We start from the raw sequence: 26,357 nt of genomic DNA on the forward strand, positions 1-26,357 counted from the left end.
TCGAGGGAGATTTCGTTTTGACCGATCAATTGCAAGTACGCCTGAAAGAAATTGCCAAGGAATGCGGTGGCAATCGCGCCCTTTGTGAAAAATCAGGCGTATCCGAACGCACATTCGCCAACTGGTTGGCCGGATCAAGCGAACCCAAAATTATCGGTATCGCCGCAATCGCCCAGGCCGCAGGCGTTACAATCGACTGGCTTGTCACAGGGGCCAAACCCAAACAACCACTTGGCACACGTGTCGACGACACCTTTGCCATTGTTCATGTTCCGGTCATCAGCAAGGACTTGAAAGAGTCTGACAAATCCTTCAACGAACGGCTGGTCTTGCAAAACCATATGCCTTTTTCGAAATCTTTTCTCGAAGAACGTCTGGGACATCAGGAATTTGATCAACTCTGTCTTTTCAAAGTTCATGGCGATTCAATGGATTACACCATGAGTAGCGGGGATTACGTTCTTGTTGACCGTGCCCAGACCAAACTTGAAGACGGCATCTATGCCTTTATCTTTAAAGACCAGATTAACATCAAGCGGATTATCAACATTATAGACGGGGTTGAGGTTATCAGCGACAATCAAGCCCTTTATCCGCCCTATCTTATCAAAAACAATCACCTTCATCAGATGCAGGTTATCGGACGCGCGCTGTGGGTCGGAAAAAACATTCCCTAAACGCACTATGCCTGTTTCTGCACACAGGCCCTAAAAAAGCGAAAAGCGCCGCGTCCTTTACGCTCGACAAGTGAGCAAAGGACACGGCGCTTGCCAACAGTGGCTCTTCTACTTACACAAAGCAGAGAGAAACCGAGAGGTCGTCTGTTCGAAAAGGGGCGCTGCCATTTCTTTGAAACAGAAACGCCAACACTTTTTTACCAGTCTTTTTTCTCGGCGATACGAGCAGCTTTACCCGTACGGCCACGCAAGTAGTAAAGTTTCGCCCGGCGAACGTCACCACGGCGAACCACGTTAATTTCTGCGAGGTTCGGGGAGTACAGCGGGAATACGCGCTCTACGCCTTCACCGAAAGACAGTTTACGCAGTGTGAAAGCAGAGTTGATGCCATCGTTTTTACGTGCAATGCAAACGCCTTCAAACGCTTGTAAACGCTCACGATCGCCTTCTTTTACGCGAACTTGCACACGCAGGGTGTCACCTGCGCCGAATTTCGGGATTTCACGTTCAGCAGTTTGCTTTTCAATCTGCTCTTTACCGAGTTGTTCTACAATATTCATGGTCTCGACCTTCTAAAAAAGGAGTGATCTCAGTCAATGGAGAGGTGCCGATCTCAGGCACTTCCTTTGGTTTCTTTGCAGTAGGCTTCCCACAGATCGGGGCGGCGGTCCTGCGTAATGCGTTGTGCCTGACTTTTACGCCAAGCCAGAATTTTTTCGTGATGCCCGGATAACAGGGTTTCAGGAACTTCACGTCCCCGCCACACACGCGGGCGGGTATAATGCGGATATTCCAGAAGCCCGGCTTCAAAGCTTTCGTCCTCGTGGCTGGCTTCTTTGCCGATCACACCGGGCAGCAGACGCACACAGGCATCCAACAACACGGTTGCAGCAGATTCACCGCCGGAAAGAACGTAATCTCCGATACTGATTTCTTCCAGATCATCATGCTCATCCAGAACACGTTGATCAATGCCTTCATAGCGACCGCAAAGCAAAATTACGCCCGGCCCTTCAGCCAGTTCGCGCACTTTTTCCTGCGTCAATGTTTTGCCACGCGGTGTTAAAAACACCTTCCTGGCCATTGGGAAACGAACCGAGGCCGCCTCCAACGCATCCGCAACCACATCGGGTCGCATCACCATACCGGCACCACCGCCACAAGGGGTATCGTCCACTGTATTATGTTTGTCTGTCGCAAAATCGCGGATCTGGAGGGTATCCAATGACCAACGACCTTCTTCCAGCCCCCGTCCCACCAAGGAATGCCCCAGCATACCGGGAAACATTTCGGGAAAAAGCGTCAACACACAAGCCGTCCAAGGCAACAATTGAGGGCTCATTGCGAGTCCTCCTTGCCTTTCGCCTTTGGCGGCTTTTGGCGTTTTTTCTTTTTCTCTTCCGGCAACAGTCCTTCCGGTGGATCGACGACGACACGCCCTTTTTCAATATCCACAATCGGTACAATTGCCTTGGTGAACGGCACCATAATCAGTGCCCCTTCTTTGGGGAGAATTTCCAGCATGTCGCCCGCACCGAAATCAAACACTGCACGCACAGTTCCAAGGGTCTTGCCACTGGTCGTTTTGACCGCCAGACCGATTAGGTCCGCGTGGTAAAATTCCTCGTCCCCGGCATCAGGTAATTCGCTACGTGAGACATAAAGACGTTCGCCTTTCAGCAATTCAGCCGCTTCACGCGTTTGCACACCTTCAACTTTGACAATCAATTCGCCTTTGCCTGTATGGCTGACAACCTCGATTTCATAAGTTCGGGATGCATCCTCGCTTTGCAACACCTTAAAGGCCGCAACGTCATCTGGATTTTCAGTAAAGCTTTTCAGACGCATGGCCCCGCTTACACCGTGCGCGGACGAAAAAGCCGCCACGCAAACGCGCGCACTTTCATTATCCTGTATGGGTGTGTGTGAAGACATGATCTGTAAATCTCTATCCAAAAACGAAAAAATTCAAAAGAAGACTTAAGCTTCAGCAGCTTCTTCAGCCGGTGCAGCAGCGGCAGCAGCGGCTTCTTCAGCAGCAGCTTTTGCAGCTTCTTCAGCTTCGCGGCGTTTCTCTTCTTTTTCCTCGATACGCATTTTAGTCTTTTCAGACTGTTCCGCTTTTTTGGTTTGCTGCGGAATAGCACGTTCGGCTTTACCGGCATTTACCAAGAAACGCAGAACGCGATCAGACGGCTTCGCGCCTTGAGCGATCCAGTAATCAACGCGTTCGATGTTCATGTTCACGCGGTTTTCGTCGTCTTTGGCCAGCATCGGGTTGTATGTGCCGACTTTCTCAATGAAACGGCCATCACGCGGAGCGCGCTTGTCTGCAACAACGATACGATAGAACGGGCGCTTTTTAGCCCCGCCACGTGCCAAACGGATTGTAAGAGCCATTGTTGGTCTTTCCTATGGTTTGGGTTTAGTACAAAAGGTTAAATCGAAAATTCAAACATCAAAGGCCTTCACTTTTTGAAAGGCGGCAGTCCCGGTGGCAAGCCACCCTGTCCACCCAGACCATCCAGTCCGGGCAAACCGTTGAGCCCACCCGGCGGCATCGCGCCCCCCGGTCCACCCATCATGCCGCCCAATTTGCCGAGCAGGCCTTTTTTATTCATCTTTCCGACTTTTTTCATGACGGTTGCCGTTTGCTGATATTGTTTCAGCAACTTGTTCACGTCCTGAACTGTGAGGCCGCAGCCTGCCGCGATACGCTGGCGGCGCGATGCCTTGATAATCTTGGGATTTTGACGCTCTTTTACCGTCATGGATAGAATGATTGCTTGTTGGCGGGCAATCATCTTGTCGTCCACCTTGGCTTCGGCCAGTTGTTTTTTCATCTTGCCGATACCGGGCAACATACCCAGCAATCCGTCCACATCACCCATCTTGCGAATTTGATTGAGCTGTTCCAGCATATCTTCCAGCGTGAACAAGCCTTTCATAACCCGTTTGGCTAAGGCTTCGGCCTTATCCTGTTCGATGGTTTCCTGTGCTTTTTCCACCAACGAGACCACATCGCCCATACCGAGGATACGACCAGCCACACGATCTGCGTGGAAAGCTTCCAACTCGTTAATTTTTTCACCGACACCCATCACCTTGATCGGTGCGCCGGTGACTTCTTTCATGGACAAGGCCGCACCACCGCGCGCATCGCCGTCCACACGGGTCAGGGCAATACCGGTAATGCCGATCTTGTCATTAAATTCCTTGGCAACATTGACAGAATCCTGCCCGGTCATGGCATCCGTAACCAACAGGGTTTCCGCCGGGTTGGCAACGTCACGAACCTGTGCGACTTCATCCATCAGTTTTTCATCAATATGCAGACGACCTGCCGTATCGAGGATAACCACGTCATAACCGCCCTTACGGGCCTCAACCATCGCACGTTTGGCAATGGCAACCGGTTGTTCGCCAAAGACGATCGGCAACGAGTTCAACTCCGCCTGTTTGGCGAGGACCTCAAGCTGCTGCTGAGCGGCCGGGCGATAAACATCAAGGCTGGCCAGCAAAACTTTTTTGCGCTCTTTCTTCTTGAGCATCAGACCGATTTTGGCAGAGGTGGTTGTTTTACCCGCACCTTGCAGACCAACCATCAAAATCGCAACCGGGGGAACGGCCTTCAGATTAATCGCCGTATCATCCGAACCCAGCATTTCAACCATGCAGTCATGCACGATCTTAATGACCATCTGGCCCGGATTAATCCCTTTCAAGACTTCTTCGCCAATTGCCTTTTCTTTAGCTTTTTTGACAAAATCTTTCACAACCGACAGGGCAACATCGGCTTCCAGCAAAGCAACGCGTACTTCGCGCATCGCCTCGCTAACGTCAGACTCAGACAATGAGCCACGTTTTGTGAGTTTATCAAAAATGCCGCCAAGGCGACTCTGAAGACTTTCAAACATATTAAATCCCAACGCAAAACGCGCCAGTGCCCGATACTCGAGGACTGGCGGCACCCCTTAAGGTGACAATAATGTCAAAGAGGCCTGTGAATTTGGCGCTGTTCTACTGGCTTTCAAACACAGAGTCAAGCAAAAGCGGACTTGTCTTGAAACCAAAAGATGAGTAGGTTGCGAGTCTTGGAAATTCAATATGGATAGCGATATGCTGTATTTCGTCGCCTTGCTTCTTTCTGTCGTCGCTGCACAAAGCACTTATGCCGCAGACGATATACGGGATTACGCGGAATTTCAGGCATTCCATGCCGAGAAAACCATTCAGGCAATTGATCTGGCATTGCTGGATGCCAGCGAACTGATTGAGCGCAACCCAGAGGCGGAAGAACTGGTTTTGCACACCACATTGGCAAAATATGTTGAACGCACACCGGGCTTGCGCGCCATCATCTCAACAAACCGCACGGGTCAATTAAAGATCGACAGCTTTACCTATCCGGCAAAAGACATTGATTTGTCGGATCGCGAATATGTCAAAACGGTCCTCAACGCCGAGGAACGCGACTTATATATTGGTTCCCCGCTGGTCGGACGATCTTCCGGCGCAGCCTTTGTTCCCTTCGCGCGCGCTTTGCTGGATTCTGATAAAAAAGCCCTCGGTGCCATTGCCGGCATTATCCATCCCGGTTTTTTGATTAAACAAGATGCATTATGTCCGCAATGTATTGTCAGCCTGTTCAATGATCGCAATGAAGTCTTGGTCAGCTACCCCTCCAATACCCACTACCCCGGGGACTTTATTGAAAAAATCAACGCGTTAAATACGAATGGCGAACTGAATGGGACAATTAATGAGCATAAAATTCAAACCTGGGTTATTATATTAAAAAAATACAATGTTCGCGTCAGCGTCAGCAAGTTCGCGAATAAATAATAATTTTATTCCAATAAGTTCGCTATGATTGTGTTCTACGTTACGTACTGATATGGTTGCCTCGGTTTCTTCTTAGAGTGGTCTAATGGTGCGTTTTTTCCTTCTAACCTTGATGTTTCTGTTCAGTGGCGTTCATGCATACGCCAATATGGACAGGGAACTCAAGTTATCTGCGCTTTATCAAGCTGTTCATGCCCAAGGCCTGTTGCGTTCTGTCGATATTACATTGGTCGGGATCACCAGCCTGTTCAGCCACAAAGAAACCAGCGCCATTAACGACCTGATCATTCATAATTCCCTGAACCGCCATGTTGAGCGCGTTCCCGGTCTCAGCGCCTTGTTCACCACAGATGTGAATGGCAACCTGAAACATGACAGCTTTCGCTATCCGACCCGCGCGTTGGATCTGAAAGATCGCGCCTATATCAACAATGCATTGCGTTTAACCAGTAACGAGCTTTATATCGGTGAACCGATTAAAAACGCCATTGTCGCCTATGACAGCTTGCCCCTGTCGCGCCCGATCTTTAATGATCAAGGTTACATCACCGGTGTCGGTGTGGCGATTATGACGCCGGACCATTTATTGCAACGGACCAAAATCTGTAAAAAATGTGTGGTCTCTATTTTCAAGACCAACGGCACAAAGATCGTCAGCTTTCCGGCTGCCGTTCAGGCCCAGCCCGACATTCAGAAATTTATGGCGGATCATCCGGACAACACCATTGTTGATATCCCCATCAACAAACTGCCGACCCTGACCGTCTGGACACAAATTGCAGATTACAATCTCGTCCTGCTGTATTCTTACTTCAAATAAAAAGATTGTTATTCGCCTTTGGGCCAACGTCGGTGAAGCCAAAGCCATTGTTCCGGTTTTTCCCGGATCCAGTTTTCCAGAATACGGTTAATTTCCGTCATAATCTTCATAAGATCATCTTGACGATTACCGGTTTTTTCAATTTGCAACGGCGGATAAAAGGTCATGCGAAAACGTGTCTTCTCAATCCGTTCCAATTGCATCGGAATGATCGGACAGTCAAATTTCAGGGCAAATTGCGCAATGGCCGGGGCTGTCATGGCATCACGACCAAAAAAGGGCACCGCAATGCCATCGTTCATTTTTTGATCAACCAATAAAGCCAGATGCCCGCCATTCTTTAAAATATTCAAGGCCTGACGCGCCCCTTTTGTGCCTTTGGGCAACAAGCTGCATTCCGGCGTGGGCATACGTTTGGCAAACAAATCACGCACATAAGGATTATCGGGTTCGCGGTAAATCATATGGATCGGCAAACTTGGTGTACGTTGTGCACTGGCGCGCGCACTCAATTCCCAATTGGCAAAATGGCCGGAAAAAAACATTCCGCATTTGCCGTCATCACGCAACAAATCCACATAGTGCGGATTGATGATTTCAAAACGGTCCGTGTCTTCATAGACATTCATAGAGCCGACATGGGGAAATTCAAACGCAACCCGGCCCAAATTATCCCAAACCCCCAACAAAATTTCGTTAATTTCAGCCGGTGTTTTCTCAGGAAAAGCCCGTTGCAGGTTTTCAAGCCCGACTTTATTGGCCTTGGTGTGTGGACCGATCTTTCGGGCAAGCCATCCGCCAAGATTGGACGCTGTCTCAAATGACATAAGACGGATCAGAAAATAAAGCCCATAGGCCAGCGCCCCCTGCAATGGGTGACTGATATATTTCTGTCGTAACGCTTTCATCAGGCTGGATCCGTAATTTTAGAAAGCACTGCCTTTAACATGTCTACCCTCTGCCAGACCAGAGAGATTTTTATGACATCGACTTCCTGAGCAAACTCTTTGGGCAAGCGCATATAATCTTTACGCGTTGTAATCAAACGCGCACCGGCCAGCTTTGCCCGGTCCCGCAATGGCCGGATATCGTCGATCAAATAAGGATGGTGATCAGGAAAAGGCACGCAATCCAGTAAATCACAATCCATAGTGCGCAACGTTTCAAAAAACTTCTCCGGCCGACCGATCCCGGCAAATGCCAGCACCTTTCGCCCCACCAGGTCAGGGCGCTCCAAAGGCTGAATATAGGCCTGCAACACCGGGATATCGGCGCGTATTTTCTGTACGCGTTCCAGTGCCCCGGTGATATCTGCCCCGATTAAAACCAAACCATCGGCGCGTTGTAACCCGCTTTGTAAACTTTCGCGCAAGGGTCCGGCCGGAAAAACTTTTTCATTGCCGTGACCATAGCCACCATCCACCACCAGCAAGGACACATCCTTGTGTAAATGCGAGTTTTGAAAGCCGTCATCCATGATGATGACGTCCGCCCCTTTTTTAACACACAATTTCGCCCCGGCAACCCGATCACGCGATACACAAACCGGGGCAATTTCTTTTAACAACAACGGTTCATCGCCGACTTCATGGGTGCCATGTCCACCGACCATAAGCGGACCTTTCATATGCCCGCCAAATCCACGTGACAAGAAATAAGGGTTCTTCCCGGCTGTTTGCAAATACTGGGCAATTGCCATCGCCGTTGGCGTTTTCCCTGCCCCGCCCATTGTCAAATTCCCAATACAAATAACGGGAATCGGGGCTTTCCACCGTGCCGGACGTTCCGCACGTGTTCGGGTGACTTTATTATAAAGACAAGCCAGTGGCGACAATAGCGTTGCCCACAGGCTGTTATATCCATATGCCCAAAAAGACGGTGCCTGTTTCATACATGCCCCCTTCCTGCCCCACCGATGAACGGGGCCAAAGCCGACAATGTCCGCTGCAAAACCGCAGCTTCCCCCACAGCAACCTTAAGGGCGCGTTGTGCCTTTTCTTCCCGCAAGGCTTCATCCGACAACAATAACGTCACGGCCTTAACCATCTCGGTTTCATCATGGACGATCATAACACTGTCTTGTTCGGCGAAACGGGCCATAATTTCTGCAAAATTCGTCATGTAGGGGCCGCACAGAAGGGCGCAATTCAGACGTGCGGCCTCCAACGGGTTTTGCCCCCCCAAAGGTTCCAGCGATTTCCCCATAAAGACGATCGGGGACAAACGGTAGAACAAACCCAGTTCCCCCATCGTATCGGCAAGATAGATATCGCAAGCCGGGTTTAAATCTTCTGCAATACTGCGCTGCGCCACCGATAACGATTGCGCCCGCAGATCAGCCGCAATGGACGGCCCCCGTTCCGGGTGGCGCGGGGCAATAATCGTCAACACATCGGGCAAACGTTCTTTCAGACGGCGATGGGCCTGAGCGATCAGAACTTCTTCGCCATCATGCGTACTTGCCGCCATCCAGACCGGGCGCTTCCCTATTTTATTTCGCAATTGGGCTAATTCTGCATCATCTACCGGTAAATCTGGTGACGCATATTTCAAATTGCCCGGACACTGCACATTTTGCGCCCCTAAATCACGATAACGCTGCGCATCTTCGTCGGTTTGGGCAAGGCATAAGTCGAATGCCCCTAAAAGCTTTTTCGCAAACCCCGGCACACGTTGCCATGTTTTCAGTGATTTATCGGACATACGCGCATTAATCAACGCCATCGAAACACCGCGTTTACGCGTTTCGCAAATCAGATTGGGCCACAGCTCGCTTTCCGCCCAAATGGCCACATCCGGTCGCCAATGATCCAGAAAACGGCGCACATAAGGCAAACGATCCACCGGAATAAATTGATGGGTCACACCATCAGGTAATCTTTTTTCCATCAAGGCGGCCGATGTTACCGTACCGGTTGTCAATAAAATATGGTAATCGCTGTAATCACGGCGCATGGCGTTAATCAAGGGCAATAGGGAAATGGCCTCGCCCACGCTCGCACCATGTAACCAAATCAAGGGCCCCGTTGGTCGACGCAAATTTGTTTGCCCTAGGCGTTCTGCATAGCGGGTCGGATGCTCCTTACCCTTGTGCAAGCGTTTTTGCAGATATCGGGAAATCAGCGGGGCCATAATCGTTGTTAAACCGCGATAAAGCGAATAAATCATACGGCCTCCACCGGGGGATGGCCTGTCAGGCGGTCGCTTTCGTTGGTGATACGTGTCAGTTCTTCTTCCACCTTTAAACGGTAGGCTTCCAGTTCCGTCCCTTTGGCCTCTTTGGGCACATGGATCGGATTGCCCCAGACGAACACACCTTTGCTAAAGGGAAAGGCCACACAAAAACGATCCCAACTGCGCACATGCTTTCTAGAAACACTGCCAAACGCACAAGGGATAACCGGAACTTGCGCCATCTTGGCAACATTGACCACCCCGTTTGAAGCCCGCATACGCGGTCCGCGCGGCCCATCCGGTGTAATGCCGATACACTCACCATTTTTCAAAGACTTCAACATTGAACGCAAGGCTGTTGCACCACCCTTGGAAGTCGAGCCTTCAATCGTCTGAATACCAAAATGACCAACAGTGCGTGCAATCAATTGCCCGTCACGATGTTGGGAAATCAGCATGTGAATGGTTTTTTTGCGGTTCCAGCAATAAGGCATCAACAAAATGCGCCCATGCCAAAAGGCCAGAATAAACGGCCTGTCCGCATCCCAATAGTCTTGAGCAACCGCGCCATTGATCACCTGCCAACGGCCCGTGGCATACACAAAGCGAATGTACTGCGCCCCGATCCAGCACAGGATTTTTCGAAACCCGTCCGATTTTGTGATGGATTTCAAAAGGCTCATTTAAGCCTCCGTTGCTTCTTCGCTGAACTGCATGGCATATAGACGAGCATAAATTCCGTCCATATCAACCAGTTGCTGATGATTGCCCTGTTCAACCACGCGACCACGGTCAATCACATAGATCAGGTCGGCATCTACAACCGTAGACAAACGGTGGGCAATCACCAACGTTGTGCGATCTTTCATCAATTCCTGCAAGGCCGCCTGAACTTTGCGCTCGCTTTCCGTATCCAAGGCAGAGGTCGCTTCATCCAGCAACAGGATCGGTGCATTTTTCAACATGGCACGCGCAATGGAAATCCGCTGGCGTTGCCCACCGGATAACTTAAGGCCACCTTCACCGACCATCGTGTCATAACCATCGGGCAATTCCATAATAAATTCATGCGCCGCCGCATTTTTCGCAGCCTTGATCACATCTTCCTCGCTGGCGTCCATACGCCCATAAAGGATATTGGCGCGGATGGTATCGTCAAACAGAACGATTTCCTGACTGACCAACGCACAGGCTTTGCGAAGCGAGGCAATGCTTACCTCGCGCACATCCTGTCCATCAATAGAGACCGTCCCTGCATTCACATCGTAGAACCGGGGCACCAGATTGAGAACTGTTGATTTGCCCGCCCCGCTCGGACCCACCAAGGCAACGGTTTTACCGGCAGGCACATGCAAGTTTAATTTGCGCAGGGCTGTTTTTTCTTCTTCATAGGAGAAATCAACATTTTCAAAACGAATATCTCCGCCTTGAACCGAAATCCGTTTTGCGTTCGGCGCATCGTTAATGGTCGAGTCCACTTCCAACAAACGATAAAGGCGTTCTGCCCCGGCTAAACCGCCTTGCATTTCTGAATTGAGGTGAGCCAAACGTTTTGCCGGTTCGTAAACCATGAAGGCCGCCCCGATAAAGGCAAAGAAATCCCCCGGGGTTTTCACACCTTCGATCACCTGATATCCGCCATAGACAATAATCAGCGCAATGGCAAAACCGGCAACCCCTTCCATAATCGGCGAATTCAGCGCCTTTGTACGCTCCGCCTTAAAAACCAGCTTGCGTACAATCTCGGTTAAATCACGCACACGGGTCCGTTCATATTTTTCCATACGATAGGCTTTGACATGACGAATGCCCGATAAAGTCTGGGACAACAATGTCACAAGCTGCCCGATCTGCACCTGCGTATTAACCGTCACTTTGCGGATCCGCTTCCCGATTTTTAGAACCGGACCGATTGTGACCGGAAACACGACCAAGGCCAGTAATGCCAACTGCCAATTGGTCGAGACCATCACAATGATCATGCCGACCAGCAAGGTGCTGTCCTTGCCCGCACTGGTCAAAACCTTGGTTGCCGTGGCCCGCATCAACAACACATCATTGGTAAAACGCGACACCAGCGTACCGGATGGATTAGCATGGAAATAAGCCAGATCCAGCCCCATCAAATGATCATACAGGCGCACCTGAAGGTCGGTAATAATACGCAAACCCAGCCACGACATCGCCACCGTTTGCCCAAATTGCGCCAACCCCTTGGCAACAAAGACAAAGACAATTGCCAAACCTAAGGGCCATAACATATCACCGTTTTTACTGACGAAAATATCGTTTACAACGGGCTTCAACAGCCACATGCTCAGGGCTGCCGCCGCCGACGAAATACCCATAAACAAAAGGGCAAGCGTCAATTGCGTGATATAAGGACGTACGCTTTCCTTGATGAGGCGTTTCATCAGGGAAAAAGTACGTGTATCAAGCTGTGTTTTCGGTTCCAACGAGAGCTGTTCCTCATAGGGGGTCGTCAAATTTTGCGGACAATATCACGGGTTTGTCGATTGTGCTACCGCTTCATTTCATTGTTTGTGTTTAAAGAAGAGATAGAGTAAAGAACGCCTATGGAAGATAAAATCGTAAGCGCCGTTCAACAAACCGTCGATCAGGGCGTTGGCGCACGGAGCGTCCCCTTTGACTGGCAAGGCAAACGCTACTGGATCAAAATCGCCCTGCGTGAACAAGCAAACAATTGGCATCGGTTTCAAAACCTGTTTGCCGGATTGTTACGATGCCCCATGCTGCGCGCCACCGTTTCCGATGCAATGGATGACGGGTTAAACGCCGAAGCCCGACGATTACACAAAATTGCGACGCGCGGCGTGCGCGTTCCCAGTGTTATTGCCCAACGCCCGGGATGGATTTTACTGGACGATATCGGCGACAGCCTGTTTGAGCAGATCAACAGGCATAACGACCCGCAAACTCTGATCTTAAAAGCTGCCAATGCACTCAGCACGCTGCATCAAGCTGGCGGCTGGCATGGCACCGGACAATTACGTGATATGATCCTGTGTCCGGATGGAGAAATCGGTTTTATCGATTTCGAAGAAAATGTCGGGGAAGCAATGGACGCATCAGCCGCTCAAGCCCGTGATATTTTGCGGTTTTTGATCTCGTCCGTTCGCTTTGATGGCGGTGACGGGGCCTTACTGCGTGCCATTATGGAAATCTATCAAGACAAATCCCCGTCTGCCGTTTGGCCCCATATTCGCGGTGTCATCCGTTGGGCAATACCTTTGACGTTCCTGTTAAAACCATTTCGCAAAAAACTGGGGCGCGACTTGCGCCACGCCCTGCTTGTTATTGAAGCCTTAAAAGGGTCGCTTAAGTAAAATCAGGCAGATGATCCGGCAACGGTTAATCCTTCGATCCGCAAGCTAGGCGCATTCGTGCCATAACGAAATTCCAGATCGTCCGCAGGCGTTAAATTCAGGAACATATCCTTCAAATTCCCTGCAATCGTCAACTCAGAAACCGGAAACGCGATTTCGCCGTTTTCAATCCAGAAACCGGCAGCCCCACGGCTGTAATCCCCGGTGACACCATTGACCCCCATGCCGATCAATTCCGTCACATAAAAGCCCTGTTTGATATCGCCGATCAATTCTTCCAGACTATGTTTTCCGGCTTCCATGTAAAAATTGGTGACACTGGGCGATGGCGGCGAGCCGACCCCGCGCGCAGCATGTGCTGTACTTTCCAATCCCAATTGACGGGCAGAGCGTAAATCCAGAATCCAGCTTTGCAAGACACCGTCTTTAACAATCTCGCGCTTTTTATTGGCAAGTCCTTCCCCGTCTATTGGTTTGGAACGCAACCCCCGCTTTCGGTGCGGGTCATCCACAATTGAAATATCGGGATTAAAAATGGTCTGTCCCATTTTGTCTTTGAGAAAACTTGTCCCGCGTGCAATCGAATTGCCATTAATCGCCCCGTTTAAATGCCCGAGCAAGCTTTGCGACACACGGGTTGAATAAACCACCGGCACCTGCTGGCTGGTCACACGGCGCGGATTTAGTCGTTTAACGGCCTTTTCCCCGGCACGTTGCCCCACCAGCGCAAAATCTTCAAGGTCTTCGGCATAAACAGCAGAGGTATAATCATAATCACGTTCCATCTGCGTCCCCGTTCCCGCCAAAACAGAGGCACTAACCGAACACCCCGATGAGCGATAGGCATGGGCCAATCCGTTGGACGCCGCAATCGCCACATCATTGCGCGACCACGAGGCTTCCGCCCCTTCGGAATTTGTCACACCCTCAACCGCGCGCGCAGCATCTTCAGCCTCGGTTGCCCATGAAATCAGGGTTTGTTCGTCCGGCTCATACGGATCATATCCATCGACATCGGGAAATTCTGTTGCCAATTGGTCCGTATCCGCCAATCCACAAAATGGATCTTCCGGTACCACACGGGCCATATCCACACAACGTTGCGCCAATTCATCCAAAGCGTCAGCCTTGAAATCCGCAGAAGAAACAATCGCCTGACGTTTACCGATAAAGACACGCAAGCCCAAATCCTGACCTTCGGCGCGTTCCAGATTTTCCGGTTGCCCCAAACGTTGGGACAAGGACAAAGACGTGCCCTGCACCAAAACCGCATCCGCCGCATCGGCCCCTTTTTGACGCGCCTTTGCAATCAGGTCATTCAGCAGGTCGAGATTGTTTTGATGCTGGCTCATATTTTATCCTTAAATCTATCGAGTCTATTTCTAAAAACATATTCCAAATAGCTAAACAATCAAGCGCCGTCTTTCCAGATGGGTTTACCGGACCCGGGCAGGCCAAGCTTGTCCCACATATCAGACACTTTATCGACCACATCCTGATCCATACGGATTTTTTCACCCCATTCCCGGTGGGTTTCATTGCCCATTTTATTGGTGGCATCAAACCCGATTTTGCCGCCCAGACCGCTTTCAGGTGAGGCGAAATCCAGATAATCGATCGGGGTGTTTTCCACCATCATGGTATCGCGCACCGGATCCATGCGGGTCGAGACCGCCCACCAGACATCTTTCCAGTCACGACAATCAATATCGTCGTCCACCACAATAATAAACTTGGTGTACATAAACTGGCGCAAAAACGACCAGCATCCCATCAAGACCCGCTTGGCATGACCGGGGTAAGCCTTTTTGATCGACACCACCGCCACCCGGTACGAGCAGGCTTCCGGCGGTAACCAGAAATCAACAATTTCAGGGAACTGTTGTTGCAACAAAGGAACAAAGACATCGTTCAAGGCTTCGCCCAACACAGATGGCTCATCCGGCGGGCGTCCGGTAAAGGTTGACAAGAAGATCGGTTTTTTGCGCATGGTCACAGCGGTAATTTCAAACACGGGGAAATCTTCCACGCTGTTATAATATCCGGTGTGATCGCCATACGGTCCTTCGGCAGCCTCTTCATCATGGCGCACATAACCTTCCAGAACGATCTCTGCCTCGGATGGCACTTTCAACGGAACGGTTTTACAATCAACCAGTTCCACCTTTTTGCCACGCAACAATCCGGCAAACTGATATTCAGACAATGTATCGGGCACAGGCGTCACCGCCGCCAAAATCGTCCCCGGATCCGCCCCCAGCACAATGGCAACCGGCATGGGTTCATTTTTTTCTTTAACCCAGCGCGCAAAATGCTGCGCCCCGCCGCGATGTTTTAACCATCGCATAATGCAACGGTTTTTACCCAAAACCTGCATGCGATAAATGCCAAGATTAAAATTATCCGTTTTTCCCTGCCCCGGTCCCCGCGTCACGACCAAAGGCCATGTAATCAAAGGGGCAGGTTCCCCCGGCCAGCACGTCTGGATCGGCAGCTTGGCAAGGTCGATATCGTCCCCTTCCAAAATCACTTCCTGACAAGGCGCAGACCGGACCGTCTTGGGTTTCATGGATAAAACGGTTTTCACCAAAGGCAGCATCTTCAGCGCATCTTTAAAACCGCCCGGTGGTTCCGGCTGTTTTAAAAAGGCCAGCGTCTCACCGACTTCGCGCAACTGATGGGGTTCGCGGTCCATGCCCCAGGCCACCCGCTCAACCGTACCGAATAAATTGACCAAAACCGGTATGTCATATTTCCGGCCCGTTTCATCGACCACATTTTCAAACAAAACAGCCGGGCCTTCTTCTGCCAGCAAGCGGGTTTGAATTTCTGTCATTTCCAAAACAGGCGACACAGGTTCGCTTACGCGGACAAGGCGGCCTTCTTTTTCAAGCCGGTCCATAAAATCGCGCAAAGAAGCAAAGGGCATCTGACACTCCGAGAAAAAATCCGTCACGTCATCTCATAACAAGCTGCGCAACAGACTTACAGAACTTTATCGAAAAAAAGACAGGACATTTTATAATGCTCACCGCCAAAACAACCCATAGCCTTTTGCAAAGCCTGCGCCTCGACTTGCAAAAACATCTCCCCGATGAAGCTGACACAAGCGAAACCACATTGTTTTTAGAAACGCAATATCACAACCTTTGCACGGTACTTTCTCGCGCAGAAGATGATTTCTCCGTTGTCCTGTCCCTGATCGAACAAGACCCCGACTGCCAAGACAACAACCCGCAACGCCGGTTAAACGCTTTGATTGATTATCTGGATATAGCAGTCGCCATATACGCCACGATACCCACAAGGCCACATCTTGAAGTTATAAACTAACGAGTACACTTTTTTTACAAGGTTTTAATTTCCAAAAGGCAGAAAACTGTTAGAATAGGTGAGGATAATCAAACGAATAGAGACCGGACATAGATACGGGCGCAATGGTCGATTCACGAGAACAACATTATCGCAAACTTTTAGACATCGGACTGGCCCTGTCGACCGAACGCAATTCCGTTCGCTTGATGGAAAAAATTCTCGATGAAGCAAAGTCCATGTGCAATGCCGATGGCGGCACGCTTTATCGCGTGGTCGATAACGATCAACGCCTGCGTTTTGAGATTATGCGTAATGACAGTCTCGGCATTTATAACGGCGGAACATCGGGTAAAGAAATCAATCTCCCTCCGGTCGAACTTTTTGATCCTGAAACGGGGGAAGAAAACCATAAAAATGTCGCATCTTATTGCGCCCTGTCCAAAAAAACGATCAGTATTGATGATGCCTATGTCTTCAAGGATTTTGATTTCCAGGGCACCAAAAATTTTGATAAAGCCACCGGCTATCGTTCCAAATCATTCCTGACCGTCCCGCTGTACAATAATGAACGCCGCGTCATCGCGGTTCTGCAATTGTTAAACGCGCAGGACCGCGACACCGGCGAAGTCATCGGTTTCGACACGTCCTTGCAACCGTTTGTCGAGGCATTGGCCGCACAAGCCGCAATCGCACTCGACAATCAATTGCTGGTCGAAGCCCAAAAAGAATTACTGGCTTCCTTCATCAGTTTAATCGCCGGCGCGATTGATGCCAAGTCTGCCTACACCGGCGGACATTGCCAGCGCGTGCCCGTCCTGACCGATATGCTTGCTCAAGCCGCAATTGACCAAAAATCCGGTCAATTCGCTGATTTTAACATGAGCGAAGAAGAACAATATGAATTGCATATTGCAGGCTTGCTGCATGACTGCGGCAAAGTCACCACCCCGGAATATATCGTTGATAAAGCCACGAAACTGGAAACCATTTACGACCGTATCCACGAAGTCCGCATGCGCTTTGAAGTGATGAAACGCGATGCGGAAATTGACTATTGGAAAGGTCTGCATCAGGGCGAAGATGAAGCTGTTCTGAAAAAGGCATTAGACAAAAAGCTGGCCCAACTGGATGATGATTTTGCCTTTGTTGCAGAATGCAATGTCGGCGGTGAATTTATGGCCCCCGACCGGATGGATCGTCTGGATCACATTGCCCAACAAACCTGGACACGTACGTTATCCGACCGTCTCGGCATCGGACATGAAGAAGAAACCCGCAAAAAAGCCTGCGGACCCGAAGCACCCTTGCCTGTGGAAGAATCGGTTCTTGCTGATCGTGCGGACCATATTATCGCACGCCGTGACAAATCGCTGTTTGCCGCCGATAATCCCTTTGGTTTCAAAATGACGCCGCCGGATAATCTGTATAATCTGGGCGAGCTTTATAACCTGAAAATCAAGGCTGGCACCCTGACCGAAGAAGATCGTTTCAAGATCAACGATCATATCGTTCAAACCATTATTATGCTGGATCAATTGCCCTTCCCGCGTCATCTGCGCCGTGTCCCGGAATATGCAGGTGGGCACCATGAAAAAATGAACGGAACCGGTTATCCCCGCAAGCTGCGTGCCGATGAAATGTCCCTTCCTGCCCGTATGATGGCAATCGCCGATATTTTCGAGGCCCTGACGGCTGCAGACCGTCCGTATAAATTACCGAAAACCCTGTCTCAATCCATCAGGATCATGTCCTTTATGGTCAAGGACGACCATCTCGACAAGGATCTGTTTGAGCTGTTCCTCACCTCGGGGAAATATCTGGAATATGCAGAGAAATTCCTCAAACCCGAACAAATCGACGAGGTTGATATCTCGCAATATCTTGCCGATACAACGGATGCAGCCTGATACGCATAGGCAACATCATGGGACAAATCGTCAGTATCAGCCGCCGCACCGACATTGCCGCCTTTTATAGCGACTGGTTTATCAATCGGGTTCAGGCCGGATTTGTAAAAACACGCAACCCGTTTAACCCCAATCAAGTTCGTGATATTTCCCTGCGACCCGAAGATGTCGATTGTTTTGTTTTCTGGACACGCAACCCGGCACCGCTTTTCCCTCATCTTGACATGCTGGAAAAACGTCCATTTGCCTCGTACTTTCACATGACGATTACAGGCTACCCGCGCGAAATTGAAAACAGCACACTATCGCTCGAACAGGCCATACATCATTTTAAAACCCTGTCCCAAAAAATCGGGCCGGATCGTGTTATCTGGCGCTATGATCCCATTCTTTTATCCAATCTCACCCCTATTGATTATCATATCGACAGGTTTGATAAAATTGCCCATGCCTTACAGGGCCATACCCATAGCGTCATGTTCGCCTTGACCGATTTTTATGCCAAAACAGAACGCAACCTCAAGAAAATCAGCGCCCTTACCTATCAGGATATCGCCCAACAAGAAGAGGAACTCAACCGGTTGCTGGCAGCTTTATCGACCATTGCGCGTTCCTGTGGGCTGTCTTTAAAATCCTGTGCGCAGGAACAAGACTGGCGCGCCTTTTCCATTGAACATGGCAAATGCATCGACGACGATCTCATTCGTAAAATTTCCAAAACAGACCAACATTTGCGCAAAGACAAAGGCCAACGCAAAGCCTGCGGATGCGTTCAATCGGTTGATATCGGTGCCTATAACAGTTGCCTGCATGGCTGCCAGTATTGTTATGCGACCTACAATGATGCGCAGGCGAAAGACGCCTATCGTCAGCATGACCCATATAGCCCGTTTTTACTTGAACGCAGTGCAACAAAAAACGTAAAACAGTCGTAATAACACCGCAATCAAAGAAATATAATTTCAATGCAAGCGTTTAAAAACACCTTTTATTGCGCTGCAAAAAATGCTAGAACCCCTCCAAATGACACAAAAAAAATGAGGACGTCCTAAAATGACAAAAACAAACCCGGGCAATTTCTTTGAGGATTTCTTCCTCGGTCAGGAAATCGTTCACGCCACACCGCGCACCGTGACAGAAGGCGATGTCTCGCTTTACACCGCCCTTTACGGTTTTCGACATATGCCGCACAGCGCCGAACCTTACGCAATGGGTTTGGGGTTTGAAGCCATGCCGCTGGATGACATGCTGGCCTTCCATATGGTGTTTGGCAAAACGGTTCCCGATGTTTCCCTGAACGCGGTTGCCAACCTTGGTTATGCCGTTGGACGGTTTGGTGCCCCGGTTTATGCCGGTGATACGCTGCGCACGACCTCCACTGTCATTGGATTGAAAGAAAACTCCAACGGCAAAACGGGTGTTGTCTATGTCAATTCCATCGGCATTAACCAAAAAGACGAAGTCGTTCTGGATTATGTCCGTTGGGTCATGGTGAAAAAGAAAGATCTGAATGCACCGACACCGGACACCATTATTCCCGACCTGCCCAAAGCCGTTGATGTCGATGATCTTGTGATCGCAGAAGGTCTGGATTTTTCAAGTTACGATGTGGAACTGGCAGGTTCCCCACACCTGTGGGAAGATTACCAAATTGGTGAGAAAATCGACCATATCGACGGCATGACCATTGAAGAAGCCGAACACCAAATGGCGACCCGTCTCTATCAAAACACGGCCAAAGTTCACTTCGACCAGTTTGCTGCCAAAGATAACCGTTTCGGCAAACGTCTGATTTACGGCGGTCACATTATTTCATTGGCGCGCGCGCTTTCCTTCAATGGATTGGGCAATGCATTCAAAGTTGCCGCCATCAATGCCGGTGCACACGCCAACCCGACCTTCGCCGGAAATACAATTTTTGCCTGGTCTGAAGTTCTGGATAAGCAGGAAATCAAGGGCCGTTCCGACATGGGGGCCCTGCGCCTGCGTCTGGTTGCCACCAAAGACCACCCGGCAGATGACTTCCCTTACAAGGATGACGAGGGTAAATATCACCCTGACGTGGTTCTTGACCTCGATTACTGGGTCCTGATGCCCCGTCGCGGCTAAAATCAACATAAAACTACGCCGCGCCTATTTCCAAGCGGGGCGTAGTTTTATCGATCGAATGTTTTATAGATACCCCGATTTATAAATTTTTTTCATCATTTCGTCATATAAGCTGTAACGCAAGCAGCCAAACGCCTTGCGCACCCTATCGGCACGTTTCTCAACCTTAATCAATTGACCAAGATTATTTCCTGCTTGGCGAGTCAGGTATAAATCCTTACTCTTGTTTGATCGAATTTGGACTTGAGGTATTCAATGACGGCTGTCATTGCCATTATGAATCATAAAGGCGGGGTGGGAAAAACCACCACCACACTGAATATGGCCAGCGCCCTTGCGGCGGGCAACAATGCCGTTTTGATTATCGATATGGACCCGCAAAGCAACGCCGCAACCGGGCTAGGCCTGAATGCCAAAGCCATTCAAGCCGGTAGTTATGAACTGATTCTTGGTGATAAGAAACTTCAAGACGTTATTCATAAAACAGATTTGCCAAACCTGTCTCTCGTCCCCGCAACCTTTCAGCTTGCCGCCCTCAGTTCAGTTTCCCCGGATGATGAAGACCCGGAATACTGGTTGCGCGAAAGTCTCGAACAAGATGACATTCCCTTTGATTATGTGCTGATTGATTGCCCACCTTCGTTTGGGATTCTCAGTCTCAATGCGCTGGTGGCAGCCCATAAAGTAATCGTCCCGGTACAAAGCGAAAGCTTCGCCATTGCCGGATTACAACAAATGGAATCGTCCATTAACGATATACGTGTTGAAGCCGGGCATGATCTTGATTTTCGCATCTTGATGACCCTTAGTGACCCAAGCCAGCAACTGCATCAACTGGTAGATCGCGAAGTGCGTGCCCATTTCAAAGAACATGTTTTCCAAAACGCCATTCCGGTTGAACCCAAAATTGCCGAAAGCGCCTTTCTCGGTCGCCCTGTTATCTTCCATTCCCCCAATTCACAAGGCGCGCGCGCCTATATCCGTGCCTGTGCAGAATGCCTGCAATGGACACAGGAAGAAGGCGACAACAAAGACCTTGCCGCTTATCGTGACACAATCGTCAGCGGGCTGAAACAATGGTTGAAAGATGATACCATTACCGCCCATGCTGATCCGGTTCAATTTGATACTTCCGTCAAAACACCTGTGAAAAACCACCCGCCTGCCCAAGATGCAAACAGTTTGAAAGTCAGCATCCGCAATGGCGTTATTCTCGCCCTTGCCCTGACCGCAGGTATGGCCCTCGCCTTACTGGGTTTATGAAGATCTAGATATCAATTTCAACCATGACCGGGGCATGGTCACTAGGCTTCTCAAGCCCGCGTAAATCCAAAAGAACTTCGCAGGATTTTACCCCGTCCTTTAAGGCGGGGCTGACCCATACATGGTCCAGTCGTCGTCCCTTGTTTGCGGTGCGCCAATCACGTGCGCGATAGCTCCACCACGTAAAACATTTTTCATCCGGTAAAATATGCATACGCATGGCATCCACCCATTGACCGGCTGCCTGCAAACGATCAAGGCGATCAATTTCAACCACCGTATGAGTAATGATATTTTTCAGTTTTTTATGATCCCAGACATCGGTTTCCAGCGGGGCAATATTAAAATCCCCCACCATAATCCGGCGGGTCCCCTCTTCATAGCTCTGCGCCGCCCAATCCGTCATTTCATCCAGAAACTGTAACTTATGGGCAAATTTCGGGTTAACATCTGCATCGGGTTCGTCACCACCGGCCGGAATATAGAAATTATGCAGCTCAATCCCCCCTGCCAGACGGACATTGACATGACGTTTGTCTTCACGTCCACACCATGATAAGGCAGCGGTCTCATCAAACGGGATCTTGGACAGAATGGCAACCCCGTTATAACTTTTTTCCCCGGCAAAATGGATATGTTCAAACCCAAGTGCTTGTAAATCCAGCACAGGAAACAGTTCATCACGCACCTTGGTTTCCTGAAAACAAATCACATCCGGGTTGGCGGTTTCTACCAGTTGACGCACATGGTCCAGACGAATACGCACGGAATTAATATTCCAGGTCACCAGTTTCATTGACTAATCCTGTTTTGAAATCATTTAAAAAAGACTTGTAGCAGAAAAGAAAAGCGCCCGACTAGGGGGCAGTCGGGCGCAAAAGGCTTTTTCTCTCATGGCTGAGAGGTCTCAGGTGGCAGGGGAACCACCTGCGAGTGGCTATGGTAGGTGAACAGCCATTCTAATCTTTAGATGGGGTCACACATTCAGATTCATAAATGCAAATAATGCAACCCTGATATGTCAAAAACACATAGATTATTAGTTGTTTTGTACATCATATTTTGGATCAACAAAATCAAACTGTTTGGCATCAATCGCCCCGCCATAGGTCGCGTTCAACAAGGAAACCTGCGTCATCACACCTTGGGCATCCACGATCGACCATTTGCGCAATTCCAACGGCGCATCACTGAAAATCAGTGTAACGGAGCCCATACCCGGATCTTCCCGATCCACCAGCGTCAGTTCAATCACGCCAGTGCCTTGGGCCAAATCAACGATTTGAACGCCTTTTTCAAAATTGATTTTTTCATCCAATAAAACGGCAAGCGGGGTTGAGCTTAGCGGATAATAATTCACCTGTTGATATTCTTTATCGTGGTAAATGATTGTCCCACGCCGCACGATAATTTCTGTTTTCACAGGTGGATTATAAACCAGATGCATTTTACCGGGGCGTGACATATAGACTTTCCCATCGGCATAGGTACCGTCCGAACTGATTTGCGCAAAACTGCCTTTTAATGTTTTTAAATCGTTCAGATAACTGCGGATTTTTTCCACCAAGGCCTGCTGGTCTGCACTTAATGACGGCTCATTGGCCTGAACAGGTACAGCAATCAGTAAAAAAGTCAAAATGGCAAACAGGCGCAGCATGGAAATCGCTTTCAAGATGATAAAGGTGAAATTCAATTTAGCCGATCATCGCCTGAATGCAACAAGGGATCACTTTTTCAGCTCTGCCAGAACCCGAAATGAAATATTATAACTAAAGACATTCTCGGCATTTTTGTAACGATAGGCGGATCGGGACAGTTTGGGGAAATAATACCATGACCCGCCGCGCGTCACCGGTTCCTTGCAATTTCCATCCATGCGTGCGCTACCGTCAACCGGGGCCAAGGCGTAATGGGGGCTCCAACAATCGGCAACCCATTCCCACGCATTGCCGTGCATATCATAAAACCCCCACGGGTTCGCCTTGAACGATCCCACCGGGGCAGAGCCAAACCCGGACCATTTCGACCCACATTTGCGGCAATTGGCATTATTTTTACCAACCTCATCCCCCCACCAATATTGGGTTGTGGTTCCGGCACGCGCGGCATATTCCCATTCCGCCTCGCTGGGCAGACGGTACGTTCGTCCGGATTTCTCACTCAACCATTGCAGATAATCCCCAATATCCTCATAGGTCACATTGATGATCGGATAACGTCCCTTGCCCCAACCATGATCGTCCGGGGCTTCTTTACAGGCCAGTTCCTGTGCGCAAGCCTCCCATTCATCAAAGGTGATTTCATAGACCCCCAAGGCAAACGCATAATCAATGGTAACCCGATGGGCGGGACGTTCATATTTATAACCGTGGTCATCGCCCATCGTGAATGAACCGGGACCCACCACTTTCATTTTGGGGCAACCTGCGCAATCACTGAATTCCTGCCCGACTTCCCATTGTTCTTGAGCAAGAACCGGGAAAGTGATCAGACAGGATAAAACTGCAAAGATGAAAAACCGTCTCACCAACAACACAACTCCATCATTTCAGGACAATATTCAGAATCCCTTATTCATTTGGCAAGGTAAAGAATATTCTCGCCCATAAAAAAAGAGAGGACCGAAGCCCTCCCTTTTCAATCTTTTTATAAAACCGCTTTTAGCCCGCTTGGCCGAGGTCCGGTTTCACCGCCGACATACGCAAGCGCAAGGCATTCAATTTAATGAAACCTTCTGCATCGCGTTGATCATAAACTTCATCTTCTTCAAACGTGACGTGTTCTTCGGAATACAAAGAGAAATCAGATTTACGACCGACAACAATCACGTTGCCTTTATAAAGCTTGAGACGAACCACACCGGAAACATTTTCCTGTGTTTTGTTGATCAAGGCTTGCAAGGCTGCACGTTCCGGTGACCACCAGAAACCGTTGTAAATCAGTTCGGCATAACGTGGCATCAATTCGTCTTTCAAATGGCCTGCGTTACGGTCCAGTGTGATGGATTCCATTGCACGGTGCGCCGCCAGCATAATGGTGCCGCCCGGTGTTTCGTAAACGCCACGTGATTTCATACCGACAAAACGGTTTTCCACTAGATCCAGACGACCGATCCCGTTTTTACCCGCCACTTCGTTCAAGGCGGTCAGCATGCTCGCCGGGGATAGTTTTTTACCGTTCAAGGCAATGGGGTCGCCTTTTTCATATTCGATCTCGATATATGTCGGTACGTCCGGTGCATTTTCCGGTGAAACGGTACGCAAGAACATGCTTTCGTCATATTCCTGCCACGGGTTTTCCAATGCTTTGCCTTCATAGGAAATATGCAGCAGGTTCGCATCCATCGAATAAGGTGCTTCGCCGTGCTTATCCTTGGGCACCGGAATTTGGTGATGCTGCGCATATTCGATCAATTTTGTGCGGGAATTCAAATCCCACTCGCGCCACGGTGCAATGACTTTAATATCCGGTTGCAGGCCGTAATAACCCAATTCGAAACGGACCTGATCGTTACCTTTCCCGGTTGCACCATGAGACACGGCATCCGCACCGACTTCGCGGGCGATTTCAATTTGACGCTTGGCAATCAACGGACGGGCAATGGATGTGCCCAACAGGTAAACACCTTCATAAACCGCATTGGCCCGAAACATCGGAAAGACGTAATCGCGCACAAATTCTTCACGTAAATCATCAATGAAGATTTGCTTAATGCCCAACATCTCGGCTTTTTTGCGGGCCGGTTCAACTTCTTCCCCCTGACCAAGATCAGCCGTAAAGGTCACCACTTCACAGTTATAGGTGTCTTGCAGCCATTTCAGGATGATGGAGGTATCCAAACCACCGGAATAGGCCAATACTACTTTTTTAATGTCGCTCATATCAAAATCGCCTCGAAAAGATGCGTACTATATTGCGCGCAAAATAGGACAAAGCGTTGCCAAGAGCAAGGCCAGATAGAGCCAGGAAAGACAATTTATCCGGTCAATGGAACTGCATTCCTTTTTTCAGACTCTTTTTTCCCCACATATTTTTAAAGCTGTGATAGTTTCTCCGTCAAATTTATAAAGTTTCTTACTTCGCGGAGCGTTAAAAATGAAAATCGGTATTGTCGGCTGTACAGGCCGCATGGGGCGTATGTTGGTTCAGGCTGTTGTCAATACAGAGGGCGCCGAATTGGCCGGTGGAACAGAACGCGAAAACTCCCCCTTTATCGGGCAAGACCCGGCCGTTGTTGCCGGTGAGGTGCCCAGCGGGGCCGTCATTACTGCCAACGCAGATGAACTGTTTGCCAAGGCCGATGCCGTTATCGATTTTACCGCGCCGACAGCCACGATTGAACATGCCAAGCTGGCTGCAAAACACGGAACCGGACTTGTGATCGGCACAACGGGATTAAGTGCAGATGATCAGGCCATCATTGCTGAAGCTGCAAAATCCACAACCATTATTCAGGCTCCGAATATGAGCCTTGGTGTCAATCTGGCTTTTGCCATTACGGAAAAAGTGGCTTCCATGTTAAGTGACGATTGGGATATCGAAATCGTCGAAATGCACCACAAACATAAAGTCGATGCCCCCAGCGGCACCGCCCTTGGACTGGGCCGCGCCGCTGCAAAAGGACGCGGTGTCGATCTGGACACAGTGGCAGATAAAGTCCGTGATGGCTTTACCGGAGAGCGTAAAAAAGGTGACATCGGATTTGCCACATTGCGCGGTGGTGATGTGGTTGGCGATCACACAGTCATGTTTGCCATTGAAGGCGAACGTTTCGAGATTACCCACAAGGCTTCCAGCCGGGTAATTTTCGCACGCGGTGCTGTCACTGGTGCGCTATGGACCCAATCTGCCGAGGCCGGACTTTATGATATGCAAGATGTGTTGGGCCTGAAAGACTGAT

At 49.6% G+C, this 26,357-nt stretch carries 26 protein-coding genes; 10 read left to right on the forward strand and 16 right to left on the reverse strand.

Annotated elements, in window-relative coordinates; translation table 11 throughout:
- Nucleotides 1–17: 17 nt before the first annotated feature.
- Entirely contained in the window at nt 18–677 is a 660-nt protein-coding gene (locus IEW74_RS12520) for a S24 family peptidase (RefSeq protein ID WP_188665654.1), read from the forward strand.
- 197 nt (nt 678–874) lie between these two features.
- On the opposite strand, the gene rplS is transcribed toward IEW74_RS12520, so the two are convergent.
- The 5 genes from rplS to ffh all read right to left on the reverse strand — a co-directional run bounded on the left by rplS (nt 875) and on the right by ffh (nt 4,594).
- Nucleotides 875–1,237: a 50S ribosomal protein L19 gene (rplS, locus tag IEW74_RS12525; RefSeq protein ID WP_188665657.1), complete on the reverse strand. Its 363-nt coding sequence runs from the start codon at nt 1,235–1,237 to the stop codon at nt 875–877.
- Nucleotides 1,238–1,290: 53 nt separating this feature from the next.
- Nucleotides 1,291–2,019 carry a tRNA (guanosine(37)-N1)-methyltransferase TrmD gene (gene trmD / locus IEW74_RS12530; protein WP_373283811.1) on the reverse strand — a complete coding sequence of 243 codons (729 nt, stop codon included), beginning with the start codon at nt 2,017–2,019 and terminating at the stop codon, nt 1,291–1,293.
- Nucleotides 2,016–2,612, reverse strand: a complete 597-nt coding sequence (rimM, locus tag IEW74_RS12535) for a ribosome maturation factor RimM (RefSeq protein ID WP_188665660.1) — start codon at nt 2,610–2,612, stop codon at nt 2,016–2,018. Before rimM ends, trmD begins: the two co-directional genes overlap by 4 nt.
- A gap of 45 nt (nt 2,613–2,657) precedes the next feature.
- The gene (rpsP, locus tag IEW74_RS12540; RefSeq protein ID WP_188665663.1) at nt 2,658–3,077 is read right to left on the reverse strand and encodes a 30S ribosomal protein S16; all 420 of its coding nucleotides are present in this window, start codon (nt 3,075–3,077) and stop codon (nt 2,658–2,660) included.
- A 68-nt stretch (nt 3,078–3,145) separates the two neighbouring features.
- Nucleotides 3,146–4,594 carry a signal recognition particle protein gene (gene ffh / locus IEW74_RS12545; protein ID WP_188665666.1) on the reverse strand — a complete coding sequence of 483 codons (1,449 nt, stop codon included), beginning with the start codon at nt 4,592–4,594 and terminating at the stop codon, nt 3,146–3,148.
- A 190-nt stretch (nt 4,595–4,784) separates the two neighbouring features.
- Between ffh and IEW74_RS12550 the strand changes: the two genes are divergently transcribed.
- Both IEW74_RS12550 and IEW74_RS12555 read left to right on the forward strand, forming a co-directional pair.
- Complete coding sequence (locus IEW74_RS12550; RefSeq protein ID WP_188665669.1) at nt 4,785–5,522, forward strand: PDC sensor domain-containing protein; 738 nt, start codon at nt 4,785–4,787, stop codon at nt 5,520–5,522.
- Between the two features lie 85 nt (nt 5,523–5,607).
- Nucleotides 5,608–6,342, forward strand: a complete 735-nt coding sequence (locus IEW74_RS12555; protein WP_188665672.1) for a PDC sensor domain-containing protein — start codon at nt 5,608–5,610, stop codon at nt 6,340–6,342.
- An 8-nt stretch (nt 6,343–6,350) separates the two neighbouring features.
- On the opposite strand, the gene IEW74_RS12560 is transcribed toward IEW74_RS12555, so the two are convergent.
- From IEW74_RS12560 to IEW74_RS12580, 5 genes are read right to left on the reverse strand one after another with little or no spacing between them, the layout of a single operon-like run.
- Nucleotides 6,351–7,250 (reverse strand): lysophospholipid acyltransferase family protein, encoded by a 900-nt coding sequence (locus IEW74_RS12560; protein WP_188665675.1) that lies wholly within the window; start codon nt 7,248–7,250, stop codon nt 6,351–6,353.
- Nucleotides 7,250–8,233 carry a tetraacyldisaccharide 4'-kinase gene (gene lpxK, locus IEW74_RS12565; protein ID WP_188665678.1) on the reverse strand — a complete coding sequence of 328 codons (984 nt, stop codon included), beginning with the start codon at nt 8,231–8,233 and terminating at the stop codon, nt 7,250–7,252. Before lpxK ends, IEW74_RS12560 begins: the two co-directional genes overlap by 1 nt.
- Entirely contained in the window at nt 8,230–9,510 is a 1,281-nt protein-coding gene (locus IEW74_RS12570) for a 3-deoxy-D-manno-octulosonic acid transferase (RefSeq protein ID WP_188665681.1), read from the reverse strand. The genes lpxK and IEW74_RS12570 overlap by 4 nt, the downstream gene beginning before the upstream one ends.
- A complete protein-coding gene (locus tag IEW74_RS12575; protein ID WP_188665684.1) occupies nt 9,507–10,199 on the reverse strand; it encodes a lysophospholipid acyltransferase family protein in 693 nt (230 codons plus the stop codon). The genes IEW74_RS12570 and IEW74_RS12575 overlap by 4 nt, the downstream gene beginning before the upstream one ends.
- Nucleotides 10,200–11,972, reverse strand: a complete 1,773-nt coding sequence (locus tag IEW74_RS12580; RefSeq protein WP_229734349.1) for an ABC transporter ATP-binding protein — start codon at nt 11,970–11,972, stop codon at nt 10,200–10,202.
- A 120-nt stretch (nt 11,973–12,092) separates the two neighbouring features.
- Here IEW74_RS12580 and IEW74_RS12585 point away from each other — a divergent pair, with 120 nt between their 5' ends.
- Complete coding sequence (locus IEW74_RS12585) at nt 12,093–12,863, forward strand: BUD32 family EKC/KEOPS complex subunit (RefSeq protein WP_188665687.1); 771 nt, start codon at nt 12,093–12,095, stop codon at nt 12,861–12,863.
- Nucleotides 12,864–12,865: 2 nt separating this feature from the next.
- Here IEW74_RS12585 and IEW74_RS12590 read toward each other — a convergent pair whose 3' ends face one another.
- Nucleotides 12,866–14,215 (reverse strand): TldD/PmbA family protein, encoded by a 1,350-nt coding sequence (locus IEW74_RS12590; RefSeq protein ID WP_188665690.1) that lies wholly within the window; start codon nt 14,213–14,215, stop codon nt 12,866–12,868.
- A gap of 59 nt (nt 14,216–14,274) precedes the next feature.
- Nucleotides 14,275–15,792 carry a UbiD family decarboxylase gene (locus IEW74_RS12595; protein WP_188665693.1) on the reverse strand — a complete coding sequence of 506 codons (1,518 nt, stop codon included), beginning with the start codon at nt 15,790–15,792 and terminating at the stop codon, nt 14,275–14,277.
- Between the two features lie 95 nt (nt 15,793–15,887).
- Here IEW74_RS12595 and IEW74_RS12600 point away from each other — a divergent pair, with 95 nt between their 5' ends.
- The 5 genes from IEW74_RS12600 to IEW74_RS12620 all read left to right on the forward strand — a co-directional run bounded on the left by IEW74_RS12600 (nt 15,888) and on the right by IEW74_RS12620 (nt 21,457).
- The gene (locus tag IEW74_RS12600; protein ID WP_188665696.1) at nt 15,888–16,196 is read left to right on the forward strand and encodes a hypothetical protein; all 309 of its coding nucleotides are present in this window, start codon (nt 15,888–15,890) and stop codon (nt 16,194–16,196) included.
- Nucleotides 16,197–16,300: 104 nt separating this feature from the next.
- Nucleotides 16,301–18,085, forward strand: coding sequence for an HD domain-containing phosphohydrolase (locus IEW74_RS12605; protein ID WP_188665698.1), 1,785 nt, complete (start codon nt 16,301–16,303; stop codon nt 18,083–18,085).
- Nucleotides 18,086–18,102: 17 nt separating this feature from the next.
- Complete coding sequence (locus IEW74_RS12610) at nt 18,103–19,020, forward strand: DUF1848 domain-containing protein (protein WP_188665701.1); 918 nt, start codon at nt 18,103–18,105, stop codon at nt 19,018–19,020.
- Nucleotides 19,021–19,138: 118 nt separating this feature from the next.
- Entirely contained in the window at nt 19,139–20,194 is a 1,056-nt protein-coding gene (locus IEW74_RS12615; protein WP_188665702.1) for a MaoC family dehydratase, read from the forward strand.
- A gap of 255 nt (nt 20,195–20,449) precedes the next feature.
- Nucleotides 20,450–21,457 (forward strand): ParA family protein, encoded by a 1,008-nt coding sequence (locus IEW74_RS12620; RefSeq protein ID WP_188665705.1) that lies wholly within the window; start codon nt 20,450–20,452, stop codon nt 21,455–21,457.
- A gap of 4 nt (nt 21,458–21,461) precedes the next feature.
- On the opposite strand, the gene xth is transcribed toward IEW74_RS12620, so the two are convergent.
- The 4 genes from xth to IEW74_RS12640 all read right to left on the reverse strand — a co-directional run bounded on the left by xth (nt 21,462) and on the right by IEW74_RS12640 (nt 25,338).
- On the reverse strand, nt 21,462–22,253 hold the full coding sequence (gene xth, locus IEW74_RS12625) for an exodeoxyribonuclease III (RefSeq protein ID WP_188665709.1): 792 nt from the start codon (nt 22,251–22,253) through the stop codon (nt 21,462–21,464).
- A gap of 243 nt (nt 22,254–22,496) precedes the next feature.
- Entirely contained in the window at nt 22,497–23,150 is a 654-nt protein-coding gene (locus IEW74_RS12630) for a LolA family protein (protein WP_188665711.1), read from the reverse strand.
- A 33-nt stretch (nt 23,151–23,183) separates the two neighbouring features.
- Nucleotides 23,184–23,984 carry a formylglycine-generating enzyme family protein gene (locus tag IEW74_RS12635; RefSeq protein ID WP_229734350.1) on the reverse strand — a complete coding sequence of 267 codons (801 nt, stop codon included), beginning with the start codon at nt 23,982–23,984 and terminating at the stop codon, nt 23,184–23,186.
- A gap of 133 nt (nt 23,985–24,117) precedes the next feature.
- Complete coding sequence (locus tag IEW74_RS12640; protein ID WP_188665713.1) at nt 24,118–25,338, reverse strand: argininosuccinate synthase; 1,221 nt, start codon at nt 25,336–25,338, stop codon at nt 24,118–24,120.
- Between the two features lie 214 nt (nt 25,339–25,552).
- Here IEW74_RS12640 and dapB point away from each other — a divergent pair, with 214 nt between their 5' ends.
- A complete protein-coding gene (gene dapB, locus IEW74_RS12645; protein ID WP_188665715.1) occupies nt 25,553–26,356 on the forward strand; it encodes a 4-hydroxy-tetrahydrodipicolinate reductase in 804 nt (267 codons plus the stop codon).
- The last annotated feature ends 1 nt before the right edge of the window (nt 26,357 follow it).

Source organism: Terasakiella brassicae (assembly GCF_014641495.1).
Classification (GTDB): Bacteria; Pseudomonadota; Alphaproteobacteria; order Rhodospirillales; family Terasakiellaceae; genus Terasakiella; species Terasakiella brassicae.